General features: G+C 60.5%; 20 protein-coding genes. 11 read left to right on the top strand and 9 right to left on the bottom strand.

Annotated features, from left to right (window positions below; translation table 11 throughout):
* Positions 1 to 678 precede the first annotated feature (678 nt).
* From SLW74_RS21485 to SLW74_RS21495, 3 genes are read right to left on the bottom strand one after another with little or no spacing between them, the layout of a single operon-like run.
* Entirely contained in the window at positions 679 to 1905 is a 1227-nt protein-coding gene (locus tag SLW74_RS21485; protein ID WP_410930037.1) for a c-type cytochrome, read from the bottom strand.
* Complete coding sequence (locus tag SLW74_RS21490) at positions 1902 to 3665, bottom strand: GMC family oxidoreductase (protein WP_065991625.1); 1764 nt, start codon at positions 3663 to 3665, stop codon at positions 1902 to 1904. Before SLW74_RS21490 ends, SLW74_RS21485 begins: the two co-directional genes overlap by 4 nt.
* Before the next feature lie 6 nt (positions 3666 to 3671).
* Positions 3672 to 4418, bottom strand: coding sequence for a gluconate 2-dehydrogenase subunit 3 family protein (locus SLW74_RS21495; protein ID WP_192131466.1), 747 nt, complete (start codon positions 4416 to 4418; stop codon positions 3672 to 3674).
* 524 nt (positions 4419 to 4942) lie between these two features.
* On the opposite strand from SLW74_RS21495, the gene mrdA reads away from it, so the two are divergent.
* The 3 genes from mrdA (at position 4943) to SLW74_RS21510 (ending at position 10365) form a co-directional block, all read left to right on the top strand.
* On the top strand, positions 4943 to 6877 hold the full coding sequence (gene mrdA / locus SLW74_RS21500) for a penicillin-binding protein 2 (protein WP_192131468.1): 1935 nt from the start codon (positions 4943 to 4945) through the stop codon (positions 6875 to 6877).
* A 135-nt stretch (positions 6878 to 7012) separates the two neighbouring features.
* Entirely contained in the window at positions 7013 to 8734 is a 1722-nt protein-coding gene (poxB, locus tag SLW74_RS21505; RefSeq protein WP_410930038.1) for a ubiquinone-dependent pyruvate dehydrogenase, read from the top strand.
* A gap of 311 nt (positions 8735 to 9045) precedes the next feature.
* Positions 9046 to 10365, top strand: coding sequence for a hypothetical protein (locus tag SLW74_RS21510; protein WP_410930039.1), 1320 nt, complete (start codon positions 9046 to 9048; stop codon positions 10363 to 10365).
* A 223-nt stretch (positions 10366 to 10588) separates the two neighbouring features.
* Here the strand turns inward: SLW74_RS21510 and SLW74_RS21515 are convergent, their stop codons facing one another.
* Positions 10589 to 10792 (bottom strand): 2Fe-2S iron-sulfur cluster-binding protein, encoded by a 204-nt coding sequence (locus SLW74_RS21515; RefSeq protein WP_410930040.1) that lies wholly within the window; start codon positions 10790 to 10792, stop codon positions 10589 to 10591.
* A gap of 279 nt (positions 10793 to 11071) precedes the next feature.
* Between SLW74_RS21515 and SLW74_RS21520 the strand changes: the two genes are divergently transcribed.
* The 8 genes from SLW74_RS21520 (at position 11072) to SLW74_RS21555 (ending at position 20599) form a co-directional block, all read left to right on the top strand.
* The gene (locus SLW74_RS21520) at positions 11072 to 12439 is read left to right on the top strand and encodes a hypothetical protein (protein WP_410930041.1); all 1368 of its coding nucleotides are present in this window, start codon (positions 11072 to 11074) and stop codon (positions 12437 to 12439) included.
* Between the two features lie 788 nt (positions 12440 to 13227).
* Entirely contained in the window at positions 13228 to 14079 is an 852-nt protein-coding gene (locus SLW74_RS21525; RefSeq protein ID WP_065991631.1) for a MurR/RpiR family transcriptional regulator, read from the top strand.
* A gap of 143 nt (positions 14080 to 14222) precedes the next feature.
* Positions 14223 to 14777, top strand: a complete 555-nt coding sequence (ddpX, locus tag SLW74_RS21530; RefSeq protein WP_410930042.1) for a D-alanyl-D-alanine dipeptidase — start codon at positions 14223 to 14225, stop codon at positions 14775 to 14777.
* 213 nt (positions 14778 to 14990) lie between these two features.
* Complete coding sequence (locus SLW74_RS21535; protein WP_410930043.1) at positions 14991 to 16547, top strand: ABC transporter substrate-binding protein; 1557 nt, start codon at positions 14991 to 14993, stop codon at positions 16545 to 16547.
* A 123-nt stretch (positions 16548 to 16670) separates the two neighbouring features.
* Complete coding sequence (locus SLW74_RS21540) at positions 16671 to 17687, top strand: ABC transporter permease (RefSeq protein WP_065991633.1); 1017 nt, start codon at positions 16671 to 16673, stop codon at positions 17685 to 17687.
* A 1-nt stretch (position 17688) separates the two neighbouring features.
* Complete coding sequence (gene ddpC / locus SLW74_RS21545; protein ID WP_410930044.1) at positions 17689 to 18588, top strand: D,D-dipeptide ABC transporter permease; 900 nt, start codon at positions 17689 to 17691, stop codon at positions 18586 to 18588.
* Positions 18585 to 19625, top strand: a complete 1041-nt coding sequence (locus SLW74_RS21550) for an ABC transporter ATP-binding protein (RefSeq protein ID WP_410930045.1) — start codon at positions 18585 to 18587, stop codon at positions 19623 to 19625. Before ddpC ends, SLW74_RS21550 begins: the two co-directional genes overlap by 4 nt.
* On the top strand, positions 19622 to 20599 hold the full coding sequence (locus SLW74_RS21555) for an oligopeptide/dipeptide ABC transporter ATP-binding protein (RefSeq protein WP_410930046.1): 978 nt from the start codon (positions 19622 to 19624) through the stop codon (positions 20597 to 20599). The genes SLW74_RS21550 and SLW74_RS21555 overlap by 4 nt, the downstream gene beginning before the upstream one ends.
* A gap of 419 nt (positions 20600 to 21018) precedes the next feature.
* Here SLW74_RS21555 and SLW74_RS21560 read toward each other — a convergent pair whose 3' ends face one another.
* The 5 genes from SLW74_RS21560 to urtC all read right to left on the bottom strand — a co-directional run bounded on the left by SLW74_RS21560 (position 21019) and on the right by urtC (position 25492).
* Positions 21019 to 21366, bottom strand: a complete 348-nt coding sequence (locus tag SLW74_RS21560) for an FmdB family zinc ribbon protein (protein WP_410930047.1) — start codon at positions 21364 to 21366, stop codon at positions 21019 to 21021.
* A 77-nt stretch (positions 21367 to 21443) separates the two neighbouring features.
* Positions 21444 to 22673, bottom strand: a complete 1230-nt coding sequence (fmdA, locus tag SLW74_RS21565; RefSeq protein WP_410930048.1) for a formamidase — start codon at positions 22671 to 22673, stop codon at positions 21444 to 21446.
* A gap of 179 nt (positions 22674 to 22852) precedes the next feature.
* Complete coding sequence (urtE, locus tag SLW74_RS21570) at positions 22853 to 23542, bottom strand: urea ABC transporter ATP-binding subunit UrtE (RefSeq protein WP_410930049.1); 690 nt, start codon at positions 23540 to 23542, stop codon at positions 22853 to 22855.
* A gap of 10 nt (positions 23543 to 23552) precedes the next feature.
* A complete protein-coding gene (urtD, locus tag SLW74_RS21575; protein ID WP_410930050.1) occupies positions 23553 to 24314 on the bottom strand; it encodes an urea ABC transporter ATP-binding protein UrtD in 762 nt (253 codons plus the stop codon).
* A complete protein-coding gene (gene urtC, locus SLW74_RS21580; protein WP_410930051.1) occupies positions 24311 to 25492 on the bottom strand; it encodes an urea ABC transporter permease subunit UrtC in 1182 nt (393 codons plus the stop codon). The genes urtD and urtC overlap by 4 nt, the downstream gene beginning before the upstream one ends.
* Positions 25493 to 25507: the final 15 nt, after the last annotated feature.

Here is a 25507-nt window from a genome sequence, read left to right on the forward strand (position 1 = left end):
TCCCACTAAAAGCAACGCGTGCAGCCAGTGGGGTCGGCTTTAGCCGGGAATGGACGCAGAGCGTCATGGGATGCATGCCCACGCGGAGCGGGGGAACGATCATCAAAAGCCGGTCCCACTAAAAGCAACGTATGCAGTCAGTGGGACCAGCTTTAGCCGGGAATGGACGCGGAGCGTCAAGGGCTGCATTCCCACGCGGAGCGGGGGAACGATCTAAGCGTTGAGCCGCAAGAGTGATGGCGCCCAAACCGGCCTCTTCCCGGCTAAAGCCAGTCCTACAAAAGCAGCGCGTGCATTCAGTGAGAATGGCAGCAACCTCGACCGTGGAATTGGGTTCAGCCGGGAAGCAGCGGAGCTGCACTTGATCTGCTTTTGATCTTCGTACCCAAAAAGTCCAGACGACACCTATCGCGACTTGGGTGCAGGCTGAACGGAGGTCTCGTGGAGTGGGCCGAGCCGCATGGATGCGGCGAGAGCCGCCCCCCGCCATGGATGGCGGATGGCGGCGGGCCCACGGAGCGAGACCGGAGTGAAGGAACCCGACGAAGTCGGGCCCAACCGAGAGCAAGCACCCTTGGTTACTTGGGGTGCTTTTCCAAGTAACTCGCCGAAGGCGAAACGTCTGCCCCTAGGCAGACGCCCTTGATCTTGATCTCCAACGTAAGGCAAACGAAAAACCTACTTCGCCCTCAACCCCTCACGCACATCCTTCACATCCGAACCGGACACCGCCGGCGCCGCGTTGCCCCACGTATTACGCACATACGTCAGCACATCCGCGACATTCTCATCCGACAGATTCCAGCCAAACGCCGGCATCGCCGGAGCCGTCGGCGCAGCATCGGTCGCGCCCGCACGACTGCCCGCCAGCACCACACGAATCAACGACGACGGATCGTCGCTGTTCACCAACGGCGCCATCGCCAGTTTCGGGAACAGATTGGCCGCGCCTTCACCCGTCGGCGTATGACACGCCGAACAGCGATCCGCATAAATCGCCTTGCCCGCCACCATCGCCGCATCGCTTGCCGAAACCGGCGTGGCGGCCTCGACCGGCTTGGCGCCGTCCTTCAAATACACCGCCACCGCCAGCAAATCCTCATCCTTCCAGTGTTGCGAAGAATGCTCGACTTCCTCGGCCATCGGCCCGGACGCAATGTCGAAACGGTTCGCACCGGTCTTCAGGTACTTGACGATGTCCGCCTCGCTCCACGCACCAATGCCATCGTGGCCAGTGGACGTAATGTTCGGCGCGACCCAGTTCTGCAGATTGGCGCCGGTGAGGAACTGATCGTTCTTGTCACCGCCAATCAGGTTCTTTGGCGTATGGCACGTGCCGCAGTGCCCAAGGCCTTCCACCAGATACGCGCCGCGGTTCCACTGCTCGGATTTCTGCGGATCGGCCTTGAATTCGCCTTCCTTGAAGTTGATCAGGTTCCAGCCGATCAGGCTGGTGCGCACGTTGAAGGGGAAGGGCAACTGGTTGGTTTCCACTTTGTTCTCCACCGGATCCACCGTCTTCAGGTACGCGAAGATCGCCAGGTTGTCCTCACGCAGCACCTTGGTGTACGCGGTGAACGGCATGGCGCCGTACAAGCGCTTGCCGTCCAGCCCGTGGCCCTTGGACATGGCGTTCTGGAAATCCTCGAAACTCCAGCGGCCGATGCCGGTGGCCGGGTCCGGGGTGATGTTGGCGCCGGCCAGCTTGCCAAACGGCGTATCAAGGATCACGCCACCGGAAAACAGCGGCTTGCCCGGGATGGTGTGGCACGCCGTGCAGTCGCCCAGAGTGGTCAGGTAGCGGCCCTTTTCCACGATGTTGTAGGAATCGGCGCCGGTTGCGGCATGGGCCAGGGAAACAGACAGGCCGATAACGCCTGCGCAGACCGTCAGAAAAGTTTTCATACGCTGATCATCTCCCCTGGACGCTTGAGGTAGCGGGTGCGGATGGCATCCGCCGCTTTGAAAGCCAGCGCCGCGACGGTGCCGGTCGGGTTGTAGCCCGGGTTCTGCGGGAAAGCGGAGGAGCCGACCACGAAAAGGTTCGGCACGCCCCACACTTGCAGGTGTTTGTTCACCGAGCTGTTCTTCGGATCGGCGCCCATGATGAAACCGCCAACGATGTGCGACGACTGATACGGCGCGCTGTTCCAGTGCCCTTGCTGGGAGCTGGGCACCATCTGCCGCGGGTTCATGCTCTTGGCGATCTCGCCGACCTTGCCGGTGACGTACGCGGCCATCTTGCGATCATTCTCCGGGAAGTCGAAGGTGATGCGCAGCAGCGGGCGACCCAGCGGATCTTTGTAGGTCGGGTCCAGCGACAGGTAGTTGGTTCGCGTTGCGTAGCTGCTCGCTTCACAGCCGATGGACATGGTCGCGGCGTAGTTCTTCACCGTGGCTTTCTTCCATTCCGAACCCCAGGCCGGGGTGCCGGGCGGGAGAGGGCGCGAGTCGATGGGCGCGGCGCCGATCGGGGTAACGCGTGTGCTGCCGCCGCCGACGAAGCCCAGACCCGAGTGGTCGAAGTTGTCGTTGTTGAATTCGTCGATGCCCATGCCGATGGCGCCGCCACCGATAAACGGGTTGAAGTTCTTGTCATCGAAGAACATGCGCACGCTGTTGGCGGTCTGGTAAGCGTAGTTGCGGCCCGTGGTGCCGGTGTTGGTCACCGGGTCGTAGGGCTGGCCGACGCCGGAGAGCAGCATCAGGCGCACGTTTTCGAAGATGAAGGCGCTGATCACCACCAGTTCGGCAGGCTGCTCCCACTCTTCGCCGTTGGCATCCATGTAGACGATGCCGGTGGCGCGTTTGCCGCTGCTGTCCATGGTCACGCGCAGCACTTCACAGTTGGTCATCGCGGTGAAGTTCGGCTTGCGCACCAGGACCGGCAGCACGGTAGTGATGGCGCTGGCCTTGGAGTAGTTGGCGCAGCCGTAGTTGGTGCAGAAACCGCAGAAGGTGCAGGCACCCATCGCCACGCCGAGGGAGTTCACATAGGGCCGTGATTGCAAGGCGGACGGCACTGGAAAGGGCTTGTAGCCGAGGTTTCTCGCGGCTTCGGCGAACAGCGTCGGCGCGTAGGTCTGTGCCGTCGGCGGGTTCGGGTATTCCTCGGAGCGCGGCCCTTCGAAGGTGTTGCCGCCTTCCTGGATCACGCCTTTGATGTTGCCAGCCTTGCCCGAGATGCCCGCCAGACGATCGAACTTGGCGTAGAACGGCTCCATTTCGTCCCAGTCAGTGCCCCAATCCTGCAGGGTCAGTTCGGGCGACAGCTCTTTCCCGTACCGCTCGCTCAGGTGGCTGTGCAGCCGGAATTCGTGGGGCTGGAAACGAAAGCTGATGCCGGCCCAGTGATTGCCGGCGCCGCCGGTGCCGTTGCCCGGGTGAAACGAGCCCCAGCTGCGCATGGGTAGCGCTGTCTCGGTCACGCTGTTACGAATGGTCGTGGTGTTTTGCCGGGTCCTCACCATCAGGTCCTGGCGGCGGTTGTAGCGCAGTTCATCCGCCGCCGAGGCAACGTTGAAGTCCGCCGCGGTATCGCGCCATGGGCCGCGTTCGAAGCCGATGATCTTCAGGTTTTCATCGGCCAGTTCATTGGCGATGATGGATCCGGCCCAGCCGAGCCCGACTACCACGACGTCCGTGGAAGGTAGTTTTTTGGCCATGTCGAATTAACCCTTCTTGGTCCAGGCGGAACTGCCGATGATGGAGAGCGGCACCAGATTGAGCTTCTGGTTGTGCAGGCCGATGTACTCGCGGTAGTCGTAGCGGGCACCGGGGAAGCCGATCATTTTCCACGACACCATGTCGCGGTTGCCGCCGTAGACCGGGTCGGCGAAGAAGCCTTCCATGGTGTTGCCCAGCACCTGCTGGAAGAACAATTTGGCGTCGATGCCGTCCAGCGTGATCTCGGCCTTGTCCAGACCGGTCAGGACCTTGTCCTGCTGTTCGGCCGTCAGCGCGCTGAAGCTTTTCTGAAACTGCTTCTGGCAGTAGCCTTCCAGGCCGGCGAGGCCGAGACGGTAGCGCTGGCGCGGCACCAGTTCCGACTGGTCACCTTGCATCGGCGTGCCCTGAACGAAGGGGCCCTGCATGTACAGACGGCTGAAGGTGCCGTACTCGCCGGCCAGTTGGCGGTCGATGAACACCGCGCAACCGGCGTCCTTGCCGCTGACGCTGAGGTCATCGGCGGGGATCAGTCGGGCGACAATGGCTTCCACCGCGAGGGCTTCGGCGTCGGTGAAGAATTGCCAGCCGGGGGTGTCGTAGTGCATCGGTCCGTTGTGGTCGAAGGGCACCCACTGCGGCACACCGACGACGGTGGCGGCCTGGGCCGTGGCAGCTGCACCGACGGCCAGCGTCGTGGCTGAACCTTTCAGCAACTGGCGGCGGGTGAGGCCTTTGGATTGTTCTGTCATTCAGGGCTCCTGCAAAACCACGCCCCCACAGGCCATTGGGGAATGGTCCGTGCCGGGGCTGTGTTCTGCGTTCTTTATCACGGGTATTGCCGCGCATACGATGTGCACGGCAAGTGGCTCTTGGCGGGGTGTGACATTGGGTCTCTGGCACGCCTGCGCGCGAATGGCGCACGCTAAGCGGGGAAATGCCGTAACTGATCCGCATCTTTTCACGCCAGCTGCCATGATAGATGTGTTACGCCGTGTTGCGGCTGGTGAAATCGGTAAATGACTCTTACCGATTGCGTAACAGTCGATCTGCAATCGGGTAACAATGGGTCAGATCAGGGGGGCGTGTCCTCCCGCCGAAGCAGCCCACGGGTACAGCCGTTCAGGGCTGACGTCGGCACCAACCTGACAGAATCTTCATCAAGCCAAGTCCTTTGCCAGGGCCACTTCTTGATATCGTGCACGCCATTTGCATCCCGCCTGTCCCTGCGGGTTGCTGACTGTGCCGTTTATATATTCACCGAGTAGCTGCAGAAATGCCCGATCCAATACCTTTAAAAGACCACGAGAAGGAAACCCGGCTGGTCAACAAACGCTTGATCGCCTGCGCCGTTTTCGTGGCCATGCTCAGCGTCGCGCTGGTATGCCGCATGTACTTCCTGCAAGTCACCGAATTCGCCTACCACTCGACCATCTCCGAAAACAACCGCGTCCACGTGCTGCCGATTCCGCCGGAACGCGGACTGATCTTCGACCGTAACGGCGTGATCCTCGCCGACAACCGCCCCAGCTTCAACCTGACCATGACCCGCGAGCGCGCAGGCGACTGGCATGCGGTGATCGACGAACTGATGCAAATCCTCAACCTGCCCGACGAAGACCGGATCATCTTCGACAAGGCGATGAAAAACTCGCCCCACCGCTTTGTGCCGGTGACGCTGTTGTATGAGCTGACCGAAGAGCAGATCGCCCTGTTGGCCGTCAATCAGTTCCGCCTGCCGGGGCTGGACGTCGAGGCGCAGTTCGTTCGCCACTACCCGCTGGCGGAGCATTTCGCGCATTCCATCGGCTACGTCGGGCGGATCAACGAGAAAGAGGCGACCCAGCTCGATCAGGTCGAGTACCGGGGCACCCAGTCCATCGGCAAGACCGGCGTCGAGCGCTTCTACGAAAGCGAGCTGCACGGCCATGTCGGCTACGAAGAAGTGGAAACCAACGCCCAGGGTCGGGTGTTGCGCGTGCTCAAGCACACCGATCCAGTGGCCGGCAAAAACATCACCCTGAGCCTGGACATCAAGCTGCAGGAGGCGGCGGAACACGCGCTGGGGGATCGTCGCGGCTCGGTGGTGGCGATTGATCCGGCCACCGGCGAAGTGCTGGCGATGGTCAGCAAGCCGAGTTTCGACCCGAACCTGTTCGTCACCGGGATCAGCTTCAAGGAGTATTCGGCGCTGCGGGATTCGGTCGACCGGCCGCTGTTCAACCGCGTGCTGCGAGGCCTGTACGCCCCGGGTTCGACGATCAAACCGGAAGTAGCGATCGCCGGCCTGGACAGCGGGGTCATCACGCCATCGACCCGGGTCTTCGATCCGGGTTACTTCCAGCTGCCGGACTTCGATCACAAATACCGCAACTGGAACCACAGCGGCGATGGCTGGGTGGATTTGAACGCGGCAATCATGCGCTCCAACGACACCTATTTTTACGACCTGGCGCACAAGCTGGGCATCGACCGCATGCACGATTACCTGACCATGTTCGGCATCGGCCAGAAGGTCTCCCTCGACATGTTCGAAGAGTCGGCGGGCCTCATGCCCTCCAAAGAATGGAAGCGCATCACCCGGCGTCAGGCCTGGTTCCCGGGCGAAACCGTGATCCTCGGCATCGGCCAGGGCTACATGCAGGTGACGCCGCTGCAGCTGGCCCAGGCGACCACGCTGATCGCCAGCAAAGGCGTGTGGCACCGTCCGCACCTGGCCAGGGAAATCGGCGGTTCGCCGCCGGTGGACGAGCACCCCATGCCGAACATCGTCCTGCGTGATCCCCACGAGTGGGATCAGGTCAACAATGGCATGCAAGCGGTCATGCACGACCCGCGCGGCATTGCCCGTGCGGCGGCGCAAGGTGCGCAATACCGCATCGCCGGCAAAAGCGGTACCGCGCAAGTGGTGGCGATCAAGCAGGGCGAACGCTACAACCGCAACAAGACCCTGGAGCGGCACCGGGACAACGCGTTGTTCGTCGGTTTTGCGCCGGCCGCCAATCCGAAGATTGTCGTGGCGGTGATGATCGAGAACGGCGAGGCGGGCGGTCGTGTGGCCGGTCCCGTGGTGCGGGAAATTCTGGATGCCTGGCTGCTGGACCCGGACGGCCACCTGAAGCAGCAATACGCCACGCCAAGTGCCACGCCGGTCAATCCGAAAGTGCAGATCGCCGCGCCGAGCAAAGCGGCGGGCCAGCCGCCGGTGTGAGATCCGGCGCTTGCGCGCGGGGGCGTTTCCCCAAGATGCACTGAACTGTGCCCGGCGTGACAGGTCGATTTGAGACCACGCGTGAGGTCTGTTCCGGCCTCGCGCGCTCATTCGACTCGACAAGGAACTTGCCCCATGTCCAGCAGAACCATCGCCGACTACCTCGCCCAAACCCTCGCCGCAGCCGGCGTCTCGAAGATCTGGGGCGTCAGCGGCGACAGCCTGAACGGCCTGACCGACAGCCTCCAGCGCCTGGGCAAGATCAAGTGGATGCACACCCGTCACGAAGAAGTCGCGGCCTTCGCGGCAGGGGCGGAAGCAGCCTCCACCGGCAAGCTGGCGGTGTGCGCGGGCAGTTGCGGCCCGGGCAACCTGCACTTGATCAACGGCCTGTATGACTGCCACCGCAGCGGTGTGCCGGTCCTCGCCATTGCGGCGCAGATTCCGTCCTCCGAGATCGGCCTGAATTACTTCCAGGAAACCCACCCCACCGACCTGTTCAAAGAGTGCAGCCACTTCGTTGAAACCGTCAGCACCCCCGAGCAGTTCCCTCGGGTGCTGGAGCGGGCCATGCGCGCGGCCATCAGCCAGCGCGGCGTGGCGGTGATTGTCATCTCCGGCGACGTCGCCCTGAGCGCGGCCCCGGACATCAAACCCGTGTGGGTCGATCACGCGCCTGCGCGGATCATCCCGGCAGAAGCTGATCTGCAACGCCTGGTGGACATGCTGGACACGTCCAAAGCCGTGACCATTCTCGCCGGTGCCGGCTGTGCCGAGGCCCACGATCAGGTGGTTGCGCTGGCCGAGAAACTCTCCGCGCCAGTGGTTCACGCCCTGCGCGGCAAGCAGTACATTGAATACGCCAACCCCTTCGACGTGGGCATGACCGGCTTGATCGGCTTCAGCTCCGGCTACCACGCCATGATGGCCTGCGACACGCTGGTGATCCTCGGCAGCAGCTTGCCGTACCGCAATTTCTACCCGGAAAAAGCCAAGGTCATTCAGATCGACATCGACCCGACCGCCATTGGCCGTCGCGTGCCGGTCGCCCTCGGCCTGGCGGGGGATATCGGTGAAACCCTCGATGCCGTGTTGCCCCGCCTCAAGGCCCACGCGGACCGCAAGTTCCTCGACAAGGCACTGGATCACTACGCCAAGTCCCGCGAGGAACTCGACGAACTGGCTACGCCGTCGGGCCACGGCGAGCCGATTCACCCGCAATACCTGACGCGCCTGGTTGACGCCTACGCCGACCCGGACGCGATTTTCACCGTCGACGTCGGCACACCGACCCTGTGGGCCGCGCGCTACCTGACCATGAACGGCAAGCGCTCTCTGCTGGGTTCCTTCAACCACGGCTCCATGGCCAACGCGATGCCCCAGGCATTGGGTGCGAAATCGGCATTCCCGCAGCGGCAAGTGGTGGCGCTGTGTGGCGACGGCGGCTTGTCGATGCTGATGGGCGACCTGCTGTCGATCCGCCAACTGAATTTGCCGATCAAGCTGGTGGTGTTTAACAACAGCTCGCTGGGCTTCGTGGCGATGGAAATGCAGGCGGGCGGCTATGTGCCCCATGACACCGATTTCGACAGCACCAATTTTGCCAACATCGCGATCGGCGCGGGGATTCTGGGGATTCGCGTGGAAGACTCGGCGGACTTGCCGGCCGCGCTGAAGAAAGCCTTCGAGCACCCGGGGCCTGTGGTGGTGGATGTCGTGACCGCTAAACAGGAACTGGGCATGCCGCCAAAGATCAAGCTGGCCCAGGCGAAAGGCTTTAGCCTGTTCATGCTCAAGGCTGTAATGAACGGTAAAGCGGACATGGTGCTGGAGTTGGCGAAGACCAATTTGCGTTAAGCACCTGCGGGTCGAGTGGGCGCTGTGTGCAATGCACAGCGCCTGTTTTTCAACCCGGGACAATGCGGGTAGAGCAATCGCTTAACACTCAAACACTATCGGGTGCCGGTTTCATATAACCCGCATTTCGCTTTTTATATTTATTCGAAATCAGATCAGTTCCAAATAGTTCTATCCGCACGCAACGCTTTGTTAGTAAGGGAATTATGAGCGCGCCTCGACATTCGGCGAATCTTGCTTATTTTTTTGGCACAGCCTTCGCTTGCCTATACTGAGCAATCCGGAGTTTAGTTCAGCAAGGATGAGTGATCATGGACAAAAACAAACGCAACGGTATTAAGGGTTCCAACGTGGAATCAATGGCTGGGGATCAGGACCCTGTTTTCGGTATCGACGGACAAGTACTGGGTCGAAGCGCGCGCGTATTTACCGAACTTGAGGCAGGAACAGATCAGAAGTTCTACCTGATCACCAACGGAGAGCACCGCACGCCTGCACCTTTTCCAAGTTCCATCTCCCGCCACTTAGCCAACGGGAAACCCGATCCCGACTTTAATAATGGAGAAACGTTGATTCTGCCGGGGTTGACGGATCAGCCGGGTCTTGTGGGCGGGGATATACGTATCCAGGGACTGATTTTCGATCAGCGCGGCGCAGTGATGTGTGTCGGTGATACGAAGCTGGAAGTGCGAGAGCTTAATTATCATTACCCCGCAGCAATCCGGCTGACGTCGTCCGGTGCCCTGGATGTTGACTTCGGGGATAGAGGGCGAGTCGTTTACCCCACCGGTCAGCCGTCCAAGAACGCCCCTGAGGTTCCTCCTTTTCCTTTCACTTCGATTCGGCGGAGTCAACAACAAGAGAACAAAGACATTTTGTTCGTGTCTCAGATCCTCGACTATGACACTCAAATGCGGTCGTGTTATTTGGTAAAGACTAAGCAGAATGGGTTGCCCGATGATCAGTTTGGCCATGACGGTCTTCTTCTGATTGGCTCGGACGCCGATGGCCCTATCTGGAACGACTATGGTGTGGACGGGGGCGGTAATCTCTTGCTGATTGGCGAGAGCGCTGCAGGCGCTCAAGCTTATGGGGTGATAGCCAAGTACACGACAGAGGGCGTCCTTGACTCAAACTACGGATCCGGGGGAATACAGAAGATCCAAGGTGGAGAGGAGCCTCCTTATCTGGTTCGGGTTCACGTCATGGCAGACGGTAGCGTGACGATGCTTGTGGCCGTGTCCAGGCAAAACATCACTGCCTTGGCCTTGATGAAGCGTTTGGAAAATGGAGCGCCGGACACTTCATTTAATAATGGAGAGCCGCGGATTCTTGATACGGTGTTTGCCACCAGCGGACGCTGGCCGGAAATGCATATCGATGACAAGGGGCGCTATCTCCTCGCCTACTATTCGCAGGAAAACGGCTGCGAACTTAAAAGATTCACACCCGACGGTATTCCGGATATCAGCTTCGGCTCGAATGGCACAGCCGGGTATCCAGATCTCTTGGCTTTGAACAATACGGCCATTCACAGGGGGCCCGACCTGCTCGCGAAATTCTACCGGAAACAAGGCGACGGGAATTTTTACGTCGTTCGTTACCTTGGCGAAAGCGTGCCAGGGCACTGATGTATCAAAGCTTCAGTCTGTTCACGCTCAAGGCCTTCATGACCGGCAAGGCGGACATAGTGCTGGAATTGGCGAAGAACAACCTGCGCTGATCTCATGTAGGGCCGGCTTCAGCTGGGAAGGCGTCAGTGGATACACCGCAAAAGTCAGGGTGTTCACACAGGCCTCCTCCCGGGTAAAGCCGGTCCTGCTCAGATAGGGTATGTTGTCTGTAGGGGAGGCTTTAAGCTATTTCAAACTTGCTGGGACTCTGCACGCACTTCATAGGGCATGTGACGCATAGCAATACATAATTGGCTGACAGTTGGTTGGGTGTTAAATAACTCTGATTAGATTGGTCTACAGATCCTTGTATTATTTTTCCGGCGCATGATAAACAAGCGCCAGTTCGGCAGGCGTATGCGGGTCGAGTGGGCGCTGTGTGCAATGCACAGCGCCTGTAGATCAGCCGGCGTGCTTGTTGCGAGCAGTGGTACGTTGCAGGATAAAAGGGAATAGTACGGTGATTCTTATTTCGGTTATTTATAAGTCTATAGATTTTTTGGAAGTAAGCTCAATTGCGAATCATACTATTAATTTCCAAGCTAATGTATTTAAAGGGATTTTCTAATTCGCAATAAATCAGGTGGGTTTCATCCTATTTGAACGTGATCGGACCAGGCGCTAGGCTCTGGAAACCGCAAACACATTCAAAGGATGAAACGTCATGGGTAATGACAGTCGCAACGGAAGGACCTCTCCTGCCAACGCCGCGCATGTTGCTGGGGATCAGGATCTACAATTCGGCGGCAGTGGCTATGTCAGATATGTTCGTGATCCGTTTATCACTGATCCAACCACGGATACTGATCAAAGGATCTATGTCATCACTTACGGGACGAGTGGCAGTAACCCAAGTGTGATAGTTGGCCGGCTGCCGACTGGCGCTGTTGATCCTGCTTTTGGGAACTTGGCCCTTCCATTCGTCGATGACAGTCTAAGAGCCGTTATGGATGTTCAGGGGTTGATTTTTAATAACGACGGCAAAATTACCTGTGTTGGCATCACAGACGTTACTACCGAATCCGGTAGATATTTTTACCCTGCCGCAGTCCGTATTGAGACTTCAGGCACCCCTGCCGCAATTGATGAGGATTTCGGGAATAAAGGGCGGATGATTTACGAGGTCGACTTGTCTAAAGACGCGGCCAGCTGCGGCGTTGATTTATCTCACCCTGACGACTCGCGGGCGCCACACATTCAAGCTGTTTCCCATGGATTCGGCTCTATCCGGCGGACTGTACAGTCAAGTGGAGACATACTTTTCTGTTGCCGTCTTTTCAACTCCAACACCCAGGTTGAATCCTACCACCTGGTAAAAATTGGTGAGAACGGCGACCCCGTGACCTCGTTTGGGACAAACGGCGTCTTGACGATACCTGCGGGAAGTCCAGAACGCGGGCTGCAATGGTTAGACTATGGAATCGATAGTAATAGGAGCATCACGCTTGCTGGCAGGGGGCAGGTTTCCAATGCTACAGAGGGGGTCCTGGCTCGATATACCTCGGACGGTAAACTCGATTCCGGCTTCGGCAATAGCGGTGAGCAGATCATCAAGATCGAAGGGGCCAATGTTTATATTAAACAAGTCACGGTCCTGGATGACGGCGAAGCTATCCTCTTGCTTGCTGTGGATTACCTACAATCGCAGGGACGCATGGAATTTGCTGTCATGAAGCTGGACAAGAACGGGAAGGAGGACGCAAGTTTCAATGGTGGTGAAGCACTTTTGTTGAGTGAGATGGGCGGCATTTCAGATGCGTTTGTGTTCATGGAGTTGGATAACCAAGAACGAATCATCGTGGCTGGACAGGATGCGGTATCGGAGCAGCATGCACGCATGACGCGGATAATGCCTGATGGGACTCTGGACAGCGAGTTTGGTATTAACGGCTCCAGAACTTATGACAATCTTAATGGGTTCCGCAAGCTGGGGATTCAAAGAGGCACGGATATACTCGCGGTTGCTCAGGATCCGAACACGCTTCCCACCGAAGTTTTGCTCTTCAGGTTTTTCGGGGAAGCAGGCAGTTAAAACCCTCCAGCCTCTCGGGCGGGTGGAGAACTGGACCCCTACTTCGTTTTTAGCGGTCCAGTCCCTTTGGGAGTATTCATCGACCCAAATCCGGATGCCGGTCAACGATTTTACGTGGTCGGTCAAGGGGATCTACCTAGAAAGAATATCGATCAAGGGGAACAAAGTGTTGAGAGGAAACGGAGTGAAAGAAAAGGGGCGGGCAGTAGCTTCTTCCTGTCGAGGATCCCAAGCTATGACGACCGACCTGAGTTTTTATCGGCGAGCTATCTTGTCAAAATAACGTCGGGCGGATTACCGCATACGGGGTTTCACGGCAGCGGCTTTCTTAAGGTGGATACGAAAGCCATAGGTAGCAACCGGAGTACATCTGGCTGATAGTCTGATATTCAAAGATGAAAAGTCGTCCAGAGGAGGACGGTAAAAACACGCTGGTGCTTACGACGGTCTCCGTGGATCGGCTAGATATTCGCCCTGCGCGGTTTCCGTCGGAGCCGGTGGTCAAGTTTGGGGCTCAAGTCTGCAGATGGTTCCCTTGAAGTGGTCATTCCGCAGACCATTGCGCTCCCGTAAGGTCATCCTGTATCAGTGAATATCGCCCACAAAAAGGGCATTTCCTCTCTCGTCCGCACCACCCTGAATCACCAAAATCCCCTGCCTGAAATCTCTTGAAAAAATCGTTGTAAGGCCGTGAGACAGGATGTTAAGTTGCTAACATCCTGTTGCAAAATGACCGCCGGATAACATTATCCCGGTCCGTGCAACCCGGCTCCATCATCGGAATTCTCATGGAAAAGCGTCCCTTCCTCGATGCACTGGAACAACGGTTTAGCGATTTGACGCCGACGGGCAAGCGCATCGCCGGCTACCTGTTGGCCAACCCGCAGAAGCTGCCGTTCGAGACCGCTGACAGCATCGCCCAGCAGACCGGCACCACCGGTATTTCGGTGGGGCGGTTCCTGCGCTCCCTGGGCTACCGCAACATTGACGACGTCAAACAGAGCCTGCGCGGCGACACCGCCAGTCCTTGGGTGATCACTGATCGGCTCGGCGCGTTTCGTGAAGAAAACACCCAGGGTGATGCACTGGAACGTTCGATGAACCGTGAGCTGGAAGCGATCCAGCGGGTCTATGCCCTGGCCCGTGGCGAAACCTTCGCCCGGATCGTTGAACGGCTGCACAGCGCCGACGCGGTGTTTATCGTCGGCATTCAGACCACCCGCGGCATCCTCAACGCGTTTTTCAGTCACCTGGAGTACATCCGGCCCAAGGTGTATTACGTCGACGGTTTGTCCGGCACCTATGCCGAATCGCTGAACTCGCAATTCGAAAATCCCTACGCCGTGATCGCCGACTTCCGCACCTATTCCGCTGTTACGCGGACCTTCTGCGAAGTCGCCCACCAGCAGACCGTCGGACTGGCCTTCATCACCGATTTTCACTGCCCGTGGGCGCGGGATTTCCCGAGCGACCTGCTCCAGCTCGACGCCGACGTGGGGCAATTCTGGGATTCCCTGGCGCCGCTGACGTGCCTGTTTAATTTGATGGTGTCGGCGGTAGCCGAGCGCTATGGCGATCGCCTCGACCAGAGGCTGGCGAAGAACCGTGAGCTGCAACAACTGTTTGGCCAGTTTGAATAGCCAAAGCTTCCCGGCTGAAGCCGGTCCTACGGGAGGCAGCCGGGCCCGATGCATGACTCGCTTTTAGTAGGAACGGCTTCAGCCGGGAAGCTCTACCCCCTCAATACATGATGAATGAAGAAGCTGATCTGGAGTGTCGTTACGTGAATAGCCCCCTCGTCGAAGTCGACGCCCACGCGCTGCAGGTCGAGGTCGACTTGATCTACGCCGGCGTCGACAACCTCGCCGGCAAGCAGATTTACCAGGACCCGCGCTGCCTGCTGCACCGCGACGCCGAGCGTTGTCTGCGCAAGGCCAGCACCCTGGCGCGCCAGGCCGGGTTGCGCCTGCGCCTCTTCGATGCTTATCGCCCGGCTTACGCGCAGTACCTGCTCTGGCAGGCGCTGCCCAACCCGGAATACGTCCGTGACCCTACGCTGGGTTCCCACCACACCCGTGGCGTCGCGGTGGACCTTACCCTGATCGACGCGAGCGGCACGGCCCTGGACATGGGCACCGGTTTCGATGACATGCGCGAGCAGTCCCATCAGTTTTTTGCTGATCTGCCCGCCAACGTTCAGCGCAATCGTCTGCTCCTGCTGGGGATCATGCTGGCCGCAGGATTCACCTACATCGACAGCGAGTGGTGGCATTACGAACTGCCCGACGCCGAGGACTACCCGCTGATCGACGACGGCTCGATCCAGCCCGCTGACTGAACACGCAGCACGCAGCACGACAAGACATAAAACAAGACACACGAACACACGACCGGGACGACCACGAATCCCGGCTGAATCTGGCGCCACCCGACCTCGCAAGAACAGGGCGTGCCATTTCCCAGGCCTGAGGCCTGTGAGCTTTAACTGCCCGGTATAGCTTCAATAACAAACCTGACGAACTTTCAGACATCGAACGATCAAGGAACCGGCATGAAATCAATCCTTACCCCACGCACGCTGGCGATGGCAGTCCTCTGCACCGCCATGGGCCTCGGCGCCTGGCAATCGGCCAGCGCAGCCGTGCCCCAGGACACCCTGATGATCGGCAAACCGTCCGACCCGCAAACCCTCGACCCGGCCGTGACCATCGACAACAACGACTGGACCGTGACCTACCCGGCGTACCAGCGGCTGGTCACCTACAAGGTCGAAAACGGCAAGGGCAGCACCGAAGTGGCGGGGGAGCTGGCCAGCAGCTGGACCACCTCGGCGGACAACCTGACCTGGGAATTCAAGCTCAAGCCCGGCAACACATTCGATGACGGCGCCGAGGTCAACGCCGAAGCGGTGAAGTTCTCCTTCGACCGGGTGATGAAGCTCAAGCAAGGCCCGTCCGGTGCGTTTCCCGATGACATGGCGGTGTCGGTGGTTGATCCGCTGACCGTGCGCTTCACCCTGAAAGCACCGTACGCGCCGTTCCTCTCGACGCTGGCCCACAACGGCGCGGCGATCATCAACCCGGACGTGGCGAAGAAAGCCGAAGGCGCCGACGCCTACCTGTCGAACCACACCGCAGGTTCCGGTGCGTTCAAGCTGGTCAACTGGCAGAAAGGCCAGGCCCTGACCATGGAGCAGAACAGCTACTACGCCGGCCCCAAACCGACCCTGAAGAAAGTTGTGGTGAAGATCATCAGCGAGGCCTCGGTGCGTCGGCTGCAGCTGGAACACGGCGACCTGGACATCATCGAAGACATGCCCGAAGACCAGCTCGAAGCGCTGGCGAAGAAATCCGGCATTGTCGTCGGCGACTACCCGTCGCTGCGGGTGACGCTGCTGTACCTCAACACCCAGAAAGCGCCGATGAACAACCCCGATGCGCGGCGCGCGATCGTCGAATCTCTGGATTACGACGGCATCATCAACGGCATCCTGAAAGGCAAGGCCAAGCCGCTCAATGGCCCGATCCCCCAGGGCATGTGGGCGTATGACGAGAAGCTGCCGGCGTTCAAGCAGGACATGGACAAGGCCAAGGCGGACCTGGCGAAAGTGTCACCCAAGGTCAGCAACCTGACATTCATGTACTCCGACAAAGACCCGAACTGGGAGCCCATCGGCCTGACCCTTCAAGCCGGCCTGCAACCCCTGGGCGTGAACCTCAAGCTGGAGAAGCTCGCCAACGCCAGCATGCGCGAGCGCCTGGGCACCGGGGACTTCGACATCGCCATCGGTTCGTGGAGCCCGGACTTCGCCGACCCCTACATGTTCATGAACTTCTTCTTCGACTCGAAGCTGAAAGGCCTGGCCGGCAACCGTTCGTTCTATGACAACCCGGCCGTGGACAAACTGATCCGCGAATCGGCGAGCACCAATGACATGGCCAAGCGCACCGAGCTGTATCAGCAGGCGCAGAAGATCGTGCTCAACGACAGCGTCTACGCCTACCTCTACCAGAAGGCCTACACCTTGCCGATGAGCGAAAAGGTCAAGGGCTACGTGTTCAACCCGATGCTGGAACAGGTGTTCAACGTCGGCACGATCACCAAGTAAGCGCTGCATCCCGTCAATCGCTGTGACTCACAGGGCCCTGCAAGTGAGGCAGCGGCCTGTGAAGCAGCGCTGTGTCCGCGAGCAGTTTCGCGTTATTGATCGACTGCGTGACTGAGGTGCCCCATGGCCTTCCTGAATATGCTGCGCAAACGCCTGGGCGGCCTGCTGCTGGTGGTGTTCGGCGTTTCCCTGATTACCTTTTCCATCTCGCACCTGATTCCGGGCGACCCCGCGCGACTGATCGCCGGCGACCGCGCCACCGACGCCATCGTCGACAACATCCGCCACCAGTTGGGGCTGGACCTGCCGCTGTATCAACAATACGGCCGCTACATGCTCGACCTGCTGCACGGCGACCTGGGCACGTCGATTCGCACCCATCGCCCGGTGCTGGAAGACTTGCAGGCGTTCTTTCCGGCAACCCTGGAACTGGCGCTGGCGGCGCTGACCTTGTCGATTCTGGTGGGCGTGCCGTTGGGCGTGCTCTCGGCGGTGTACCACAACCGCTTTATAGATCAGGTCGCACGCACCCTGGCGGTGACCGGGATTTCGACCCCGGCGTTCTGGCTCGGGCTGGGCCTGATTGTGCTGTTTTACGGCCACCTCAACTGGCTGCCGGGCAGCGGGCGGCTTGACGAGGGGCTGGACCCGCCCCGCACCATCACCGGCTTTTACCTGATCGATTCGCTGCTGGCGGGCGACACCGGGCTGTTCTTCAACGCCCTGCAGCACCTGATTCTGCCGACCATCACCCTCGGCTTCGTCAACCTCGGCGTGGTGGCGCGGCAGATCCGTTCGGCGATGCTCGACCAGCTCGGCGAAGACTACATCCGTACCGCGCGTGCCTACGGCCTGTCGAAATGGGCGGTAATTCTGCGTCACGCCTTGCCCAACGCGCTGATTCCCTCGGTCACTGTACTGGGCCTGACCCTGGGCGATCTGCTCTACGGCGCGGTGCTCACCGAAACCGTGTTCGCCTGGCCGGGCATGGGCGCTTACGTGGTCAAGTCGATCCAGTCGCTGGATTTCCCGGCGGTGATGGGTTTCGCGATCATGGTTTCTTTCATTTATGTGCTGCTGAACATGGCGATCGATCTGCTGTACCGCCTGATCGATCCGCGCATTGGCGAGGTCAACTGACATGACTACCCCGATCACCGCGCCCGCCGTGGCGCCATTGCCGGCCGCGTCGCGCTGGCAGGACAAATGGGCGTATCTGGCCCACCAGATCCGCCGCAGTCCGCTGACTATGGCCGGGCTGCTGATCACCGTGATGGTGCTGTTGGTGATGGCCTTCGCGCCGTGGCTCGCGTCCCATGATCCCAATGCACTGAACCTGACCCAGCGCCTGGCCGCGCCGTCCGCCGCCCACTGGTTCGGCACCGACGAAGTGGGCCGCGACCTGTTCAGCCGGGTGCTGTACGGCAGTCGGCAATCCGTCGGCGTTGGCCTGTTCGTGGCCTTCGCGTCGTGCTTTGCCGGCGGCTTGCTGGGTTGCATGTCCGGGATCATTGGCGGGCGCTTTGACGGCCTGATCATGCGCCTGATGGACATCATGCTCTCGGTGCCGTCGCTGGTCCTGATCATGGCCCTGGCCGCCGCGCTGGGCCCGAGCTTGTTCAACGCCATGCTGGCGATCACCTTGGTGCGGATTCCGTTCTACGTGCGCTTGGCCCGAGGTCAGGCCCTGAGCATTCGCCAGATGGGTTACGTCAAGGCCGCCGAAACCTTCGGCGCCGGGCGCTGGCACATGGTCATCTGGCACGTGGCGCGCAACGCCATGCCGCCGTTGCTGGTGCAGCTGAGCCTGGACATCGGCAGCGCCATCCTCATGGCCTCGGCCCTGGGCTTCATCGGCCTCGGCGCGCAACAGCCGACGGCGGAGTGGGGCGCCATGGTCGCGACCGGGCGCAACTACATCCTCGATCAATGGTGGTACTCGACCTTTCCCGGCCTGGCGATTCTGACCACCGCGACCGGTTTCAACCTTTTGGGCGACGGCGTGCGTGACTTGCTCGACCCACGGCAGCAGGGGAAATGACCATGCAGGCTTCTGTTCAAAGACCCCTTGCCGAGCAAGCACCGGTGCTGGTCATCGACGACCTGCGCATCGAATTCCCGGCTTACAAAAGTACCGTCAAGGCGCTCAACGGTGTCTCGCTGCACGTGAATCCTGGCGAGATCGTAGGGGTCATCGGCGAGTCCGGCTCCGGCAAGTCGGTCACCGCGATGCTCAGCCTGCGCCTGCTGCCGGAGCGTTCTTACGACGTGAAAGGCGGCAGCCTGAGCATTTTGGGCCGCGACATGCTCACCGCCAAAGAGAAGGACCTGCTGAGTGTCCGTGGCCGCGACGCCGCGATGATCTTTCAGGAGCCCATGACCGCCCTCAATCCGACCCGCCGCATCGGCCGGCAGATGCTCGACGTGATCATCCATCACCAGCGCCTGAGCAAGGCCGACGCCAAGGCCAAAGCCATCGCGTTGCTGCGGGACATGCACATCGCCGACCCCGAGCAGGTGATGAACAGCTACCCCTTCGAGCTCTCCGGCGGCATGCGTCAGCGGGTGATGATCGCTCTGGCGTTTTCCTGCGACCCGCAATTGCTGATCGCCGACGAACCGACCACCGCGCTGGACGTCACCGTTCAGCGGCAAGTGCTGTTGCTGCTGCGTGAAAAGGCCCGCGCGCGGGGCACGGCGATTTTGCTGATCACCCACGACATGGCGCTGGTGTCGCAGTTCTGCGACCGGGTATACGTGATGTACACCGGCGCGGTGGTGGAGCAGGGCGTCACCGCCCAGGTGATGGCCGACCCCCGGCACCCTTACACCCAGGGCCTTCTCAGCGGATTGCCGGAGAGGGTCGAACCGGGTCAGGACCTGATGACCATACCCGGGCAGGTGCCCAACCTTTCGGCGTTGCCGGAGGGCTGCACCTTCCTGGATCGCTGCGCCTTCGGCACGGCTCAATGCCTGCAGCGCCCGCCAATGCAGACCATCGACGCCGCCGCAGACCGCAAGAGCGCCTGCTGGTTGAGCGCGCCTTCACACGCCACCCCACAGGAGTCGCGGCCATGAACCGTTCAGCGCTGCAGACCTTGCCCGGCGAGAGCCCGACCATCCTCGGCCTGCAAGACGTGCGCGTGCATTACCCGATGGGCAAGGACTGGCTTGGCCGACCCAAGGCCCAGGCCCATGCCCTGAACGGCATCGATCTGCAGGTCCGCTCCGGCGAGACTCTCGGTGTAGTGGGAGAGTCTGGCTGCGGCAAAAGCACCCTGGCGCAGTTGCTGATGGACTTGATCAAGCCGACGTCCGGGCGACTCGACTGGATCTACAACAGCGACAAGGAACGCAGCAGCAACGTGCAGATTGTGTTTCAGGACCCGCAATCGTCCCTCGACCCGAGGCTGCCGGTGTGGAAAATCATCACCGAGCCGCTGTTCGTGCAGCGTTCGGCGCCGCGCCACGAGATGCGTGCCATTGCCGCGAAGTTGGCGGCTCAGGTGGGCATTCGCACGGAATACCTTGATCGCTTTCCTCACCAGTTTTCCGGGGGGCAACGGCAGCGTATCGCCATCGCCCGCGCCTTGTCGTCGAACCCGGACATCATCGTGCTGGACGAGCCGACCTCGGCACTGGATATTTCGGTGCAGGCGCAGATTCTCAATCTGCTGGCCGAGCTGCAGCGCAGCCGCGACCTGACCTACATCCTGATCTCCCACAACGTCTCGGTGGTGCGGCACATGGCCGACCGGGTGGCGGTGATGTACCTGGGGCAGATTGTGGAGTTGGGCACGGCGGCGGAAGTGCTTGAGCGGCCGCGTCATCCGTATACGCAGCTGTTGCTGGAGGCAGTGCCGCGTTTGGGGGTGGCGGTGGACGATGGGCAAGTGTCGGCGCCGACCGAGCTGCCGGGCAATCGAACGTTGCCGACGGGGTGTTTTTTCCGGGATCGCTGCCCGAAAGCCACCCACGGCTGCGAAAAGCCCCAGGCGTTACTACCGGCAAAAGGCGGTGAGGCGTCCGTGCGCTGTCATCTCGAGTCGTAAGTGAGGAGGGAACTCGACTGGGGAGCGACTGACTGGGAAGGGGACTGATTTATTTACAGCGCTTCACCGTAAATCAATCTGTCTCCCGGCTCGGTTCTGCCATCGGGGACAGATTTATTTATCAAAGAAGCGCGATAAATAAATCAGTCCCCTATAAACGAGTCCCCTATAAACGCTCTATAAACACTGGAGGCAGTGCCGAGGCTGGGCGTGGCGGTGGACGATGGGCCGGTCTCGGCGCCGACCGAGCTGCCGCAGTGGGGGGGGGACTGATTTATTTACAGCGCTTCACCGTAAATTAATGTGTCTCCCGGCTCGCTTATGCCATCGGGGACAGATTGATTTATCAAAGAAGCGCGATAAATAAATCAGTCCCCTATAAACAATAAACATTATAAACGGCCTATAAAAATTAAAGATCAATGGCTGATCATCCACGGTCGGCCCGCTGGCTTGCCTTTCAGGGCGTGGGGATTGGCTTTGGTGGGTTCGAGCCGTTTCGTCGGGCCGCAGCAACTGCAACCGCTGGGGTGGCCCCGGCTTTCCTTGTACTGGTCCAGGGTTTTTGGCGCGTGGGCGCTTTGCTCGTTGCGGGCGATGGCGCTGCGGGTGTTGCCGGCCATCGTGCTCAGCCCCGGCGCGGAGAGAATCACCCGCAGGCTCGATGCGCCGCACGCCGGGCACTCGCACGGCAGCGCGCTCTCGGCCATGGGCCGCAGCGAAGTGAAATCCCCGCAGTCAGAGCAGTCGTATTCGTACATGGGCATGGCTCAAATCCTTTAGTCGGCGTGGGTTCTGCAGGCGCGAATTCCTTCGCGCCTGCAGGTCAGGCGTCAGCCCGGCGTTACTTATCCTGCGCGATCGGCAAGTCCACGGTGCCGTCGATGAATTTCGTCGGGCCGTTGGCGTTGGGGTTGATGTCGAATTTGAAGATCTCGGTCGGCAGCCACAACGTCGCGCACGCGTTGGGGATGTCGACCACGCCGCTGATGTGACCCTGCACCGGTGCCGAGCCCAGCAGCGAATAACCCTGGGCCGGGGAGTAACCGAACTTGGTCATGTAGTTGATCGCGTTCAGGCACGCCTGGCGGTAGGCGACGTTGACGTCCAGGTAGTGCTGCTGGCCGGCTTCGTCGACCGAGATGCCTTCGAAGATCAGGTAGTTGTTGTAGTTCGGCACGATAGGACTTGGCTTGAAGACCGGGTTTTTGATCCCGTACTTGGCCATGCCGTCCTTGATCAGCTCGACGCGCATGTGCACCCAGCCGGCCATTTCGATGGCGCCGCAGAAGGTGATTTCGCCGTCGCCCTGGCTGAAGTGCAAGTCGCCCACGGACAAACCCGCGCCGTCCACGTAGACCGGGAAGAACACTTTCGAGCCTCGGGACAAATCCTTGATGTCGCAGTTGCCACCGTGCTCACGGGGCGGCACGGTGCGTGCGCCCGTGGCGGCGGCGAGGTCTCGGGCCGGGCCTTTGAGTTTGCCCAGGTGCGCCGTGCTGGCGCAGGGCGGACAGGCCAGGGCCGGGACGCGGGCCGGGTCGGTGTCGATCAGTTCCTGCTCGCGGCGGTTCCACTCGGCGAGCATCTTGTGGTCCGGCAGACAGCCGATTAGGCCGGGGTGAATCAAGCCAGCAAACTCGACGCCGGGAATGTGCCGGGAGCTGGTCATCATGCCTTTGAAATCCCAGATGGATTTCTGCGCCAGCGGGAAATGCTCGGTGAGGAAGCCGCCGCCGTTCTGCTTGGAAAAAAAGCCGTTGAAGCCCCATTGCGAATCGGCTCGGGCGCCGATGTCCAACAGCTCCACCACCAGCAGGTCGCCGGGCTGGGCGCCGTGCACACCCACCGGCCCGGACAGGTAATGCACGGTGGTCAGGTCGACGTCGCGGACGTCGCTGGCATCGTCGTTGTTCTTGATCGCGCCAGCGGTCCAGTCGTAGGTTTCGAGGATGAAATCATCCCCCGGCTTGACCCAGCAGGCCATCGGGATGTCCGGGTGCCAGCGGTTGTGGATCTGCTCGTTTTCGGTGACAGGCTGGTTGAGGTCGACTTTGATCAAGGTATCGGTCATGGGGGGTTCTCCTTGGGTTTCGGGTCAATCAAATACGTCGTGAAAGTCCGGGCGGGCGCCATCGCGGGACAAGGTGGATCGCCACCCCGGTCGCTCCTACAGGTGGCCGCATTCCTCTGTAGGAGCGTGGCTTGTCCCGCGAGAGGCCGTTACAGGCGCTGCACATCTCTGGCTGTTGCTTACACCGACAAATACCGACTGATCGTCGCTTCATCGACGTTGGCCCGGGTTTCTTCGATGACGAAGCGGCCTTTCTCGATCACCAGCAACCGGTCGGCGATTTCCAGGGTGAAGGACAGCACCTGCTCCGAGACGATGATCGTCAGGTTGCGCAGGGTGCGGATCTCTTTGAGGGTGCGGGCGATGTCCTTGATGATCGACGGCTGGATGCCTTCGGTGGGCTCGTCGAGCAATAACACCTTGGGATTGGTCGCCAGGGCCCGGGCGATCGCCAGCTGCTGTTGCTGGCCGCCGGACAGGTTGCCGCCGCGTCGGCTGCGCATGTCGAACAGCACCGGGAACAGCGCGTACAGGTCTTCCGGCACCTGGCCGCCCGCTGAGGCGGGGAGGCCGGTCTGAATGTTTTCCAGCACGCTCATCGATGGAAAAATCATCCGGCCCTGGGGCACGTAGGCCATGCCGTGGGCGACCCTGTTGTGGGTTTCCAGGCCGGACACGTCCACGCCGTCCAGCTGAACTTGGCCGCTCCATTGCGGCAGGATGCCCATCAGGCTTTTGAACAGGGTCGTCTTGCCCATGCCGTTGCGGCCCATCACCGCGACTATTTCCTGTTTCTGCACCGAGAGGCTCAGGTCGTGGAGGACCTGACTCTGGCCATAGCCACACGCCAGCTGCTGAATGTTGAACATGCTGCGCTCCTTAATGGCCCAGATAAACTTCGATGACTTTCGGGTTGTTCTGCACCGACTCCATGCTGCCTTCGGCCAGCACCTTGCCTTGATGCAGCACCGTGACCTTGTGCGCGATGCTCTTGACGAACTCCATGTCGTGCTCGATCACCAGCACCGAGCGGCCCTGGCTGATGCGATTCAACAGGTCGGCGGTTTGCGCCCGCTCGCTGACACTCATGCCCGCCACCGGCTCGTCGAGCATCAGCAGTTCCGGGTCCTGCATCAGCAACATGCCAATCTCCAGCCACTGCTTCTGGCCGTGGGATAACAGGCCCGCCTGCTTCTGCAGCCAGTCACCGAGGAAGATCTCGGCGGCCACTTGATTGACCCGGTCCAGCACCTCCGGGGTGCGCTTGAAAAACAGCGCGCCGAACACTGACCGGCCCGCCGGAAACGACATTTCCAGGTTCTCGAACACGCTCAGGTTGTCGTAGATCGACGGCGTCTGGAATTTGCGCCCGACCCCTGCACGGACGATGTCGTACTCGTTCATTTTGGTCAGCTCGCGGTCCTTGAACTGGATGCTGCCGCCCGTGGCCCGGGTCTTGCCGCAGATCAGGTCGAGGACCGTGGTCTTGCCCGCACCGTTGGGGCCGATGACCACCCGCACTTCGTTGCGGTCGATGTACAGGTTGAGGTCGTCCACCGCCTTGAAGCCGTCGAACGAAACGGTCAGCCCTTCAATGGCCAGGACCGGTTTGTTCATCTGAAAGCCTGTGGCGCGGGTCATGGCTGAATCTCCATCGGGCTGGCAGCTTGCTTGTCAGCGGGGGCGGGGGTTGGCGTGATGACCGGGGCAGGGGAGGCAATCACCAGTGCCGGCTTGCGCGTCACGCCCGACAACCATTTGCGCCCGTGGCTTTCCCACAAACCGGCCAGGCCGTTGGGGAAATACATGACCACGGCGATGAACAGCCCGCCCATGAGGTACAGCCACAATTCGGGGAACGACTCGGAGAAGTAGGTCTTGCCGTAGTTGACCAGCAGCGATCCGTACACCGCGCCCAGCAGCGACATGCGCCCGCCCACGGCGGCGAAAATCACCATCTCGATGGACGGCACGATGCCCACGAACGAGGGCGACATGAACCCCACCTGCAAGGCGAACATCGCCCCGCCGATGGCCGAGAAACACGCCGCGACGCAGTACACGAAAACCTTGAACGCCGCCACGTCGTAACCGGAAAACCGTACCCGCTCTTCCTTGTCGCGCATGGCCATCAGCAGCCGGCCCAGCTTGGAGGCGAGGATGAACTTGCCAAACAGGATGCAGGCGAACAGCAGCCCTGCATTGACGAAGTACAACAGCATCCTGGCGCTGTCGCTGCGGATGTCCCAGCCCAGCAGTGTCTTGAGGTCTGTGATGCCGTTGATCCCGCCGGTCAAGCCTTGCTGGCCGATGATCAGCACCGTGAGGATCAACGCGATGGCCTGGGTGACGATGGAAAAATACACATCGCCCACCCGGCGTCTGAACAGCGCGACCCCAATGATCAAGGCCAGCAGCACCGGCAACACGATGATCGCGATCAAGGTGAACGTGAAGCTGTGAAACGGCGCCCACAGCCCGGGCAGTTCGGTGATCTGGTTCCAGTCCATGAAGTCCGGAATCCCGGGCGTGGACTGGATCTTGGTGCTTTCCGGATCGGAGGCTTCGAGCTTGAGGAACATCGCCATGCAATACCCGCCCAGGCCGAAGAACACCCCTTGGCCCAGGCTGAGAATGCCGCCGTACCCCCAGCACAACACCAGGCCCACGGCGACGAACGCGTAGGTCAGGTATTTGCCCACCATGTTCAGGCGAAAGGCGTCCAGGGTCAGGGGGAAGACCACCAGAATCAGGGCCGCGAGTATCAGCAGGCCGACCACGCCCTGGCGTCCGCCGAGCATTTTGTTTAGCGCGTTCATGGGGCTACCTCTCTG

This window comes from Pseudomonas sp. W5-36, assembly GCF_046540455.1.
In the GTDB taxonomy this organism is placed as follows: Bacteria; Pseudomonadota; Gammaproteobacteria; order Pseudomonadales; family Pseudomonadaceae; genus Aquipseudomonas; species Aquipseudomonas graminis_B.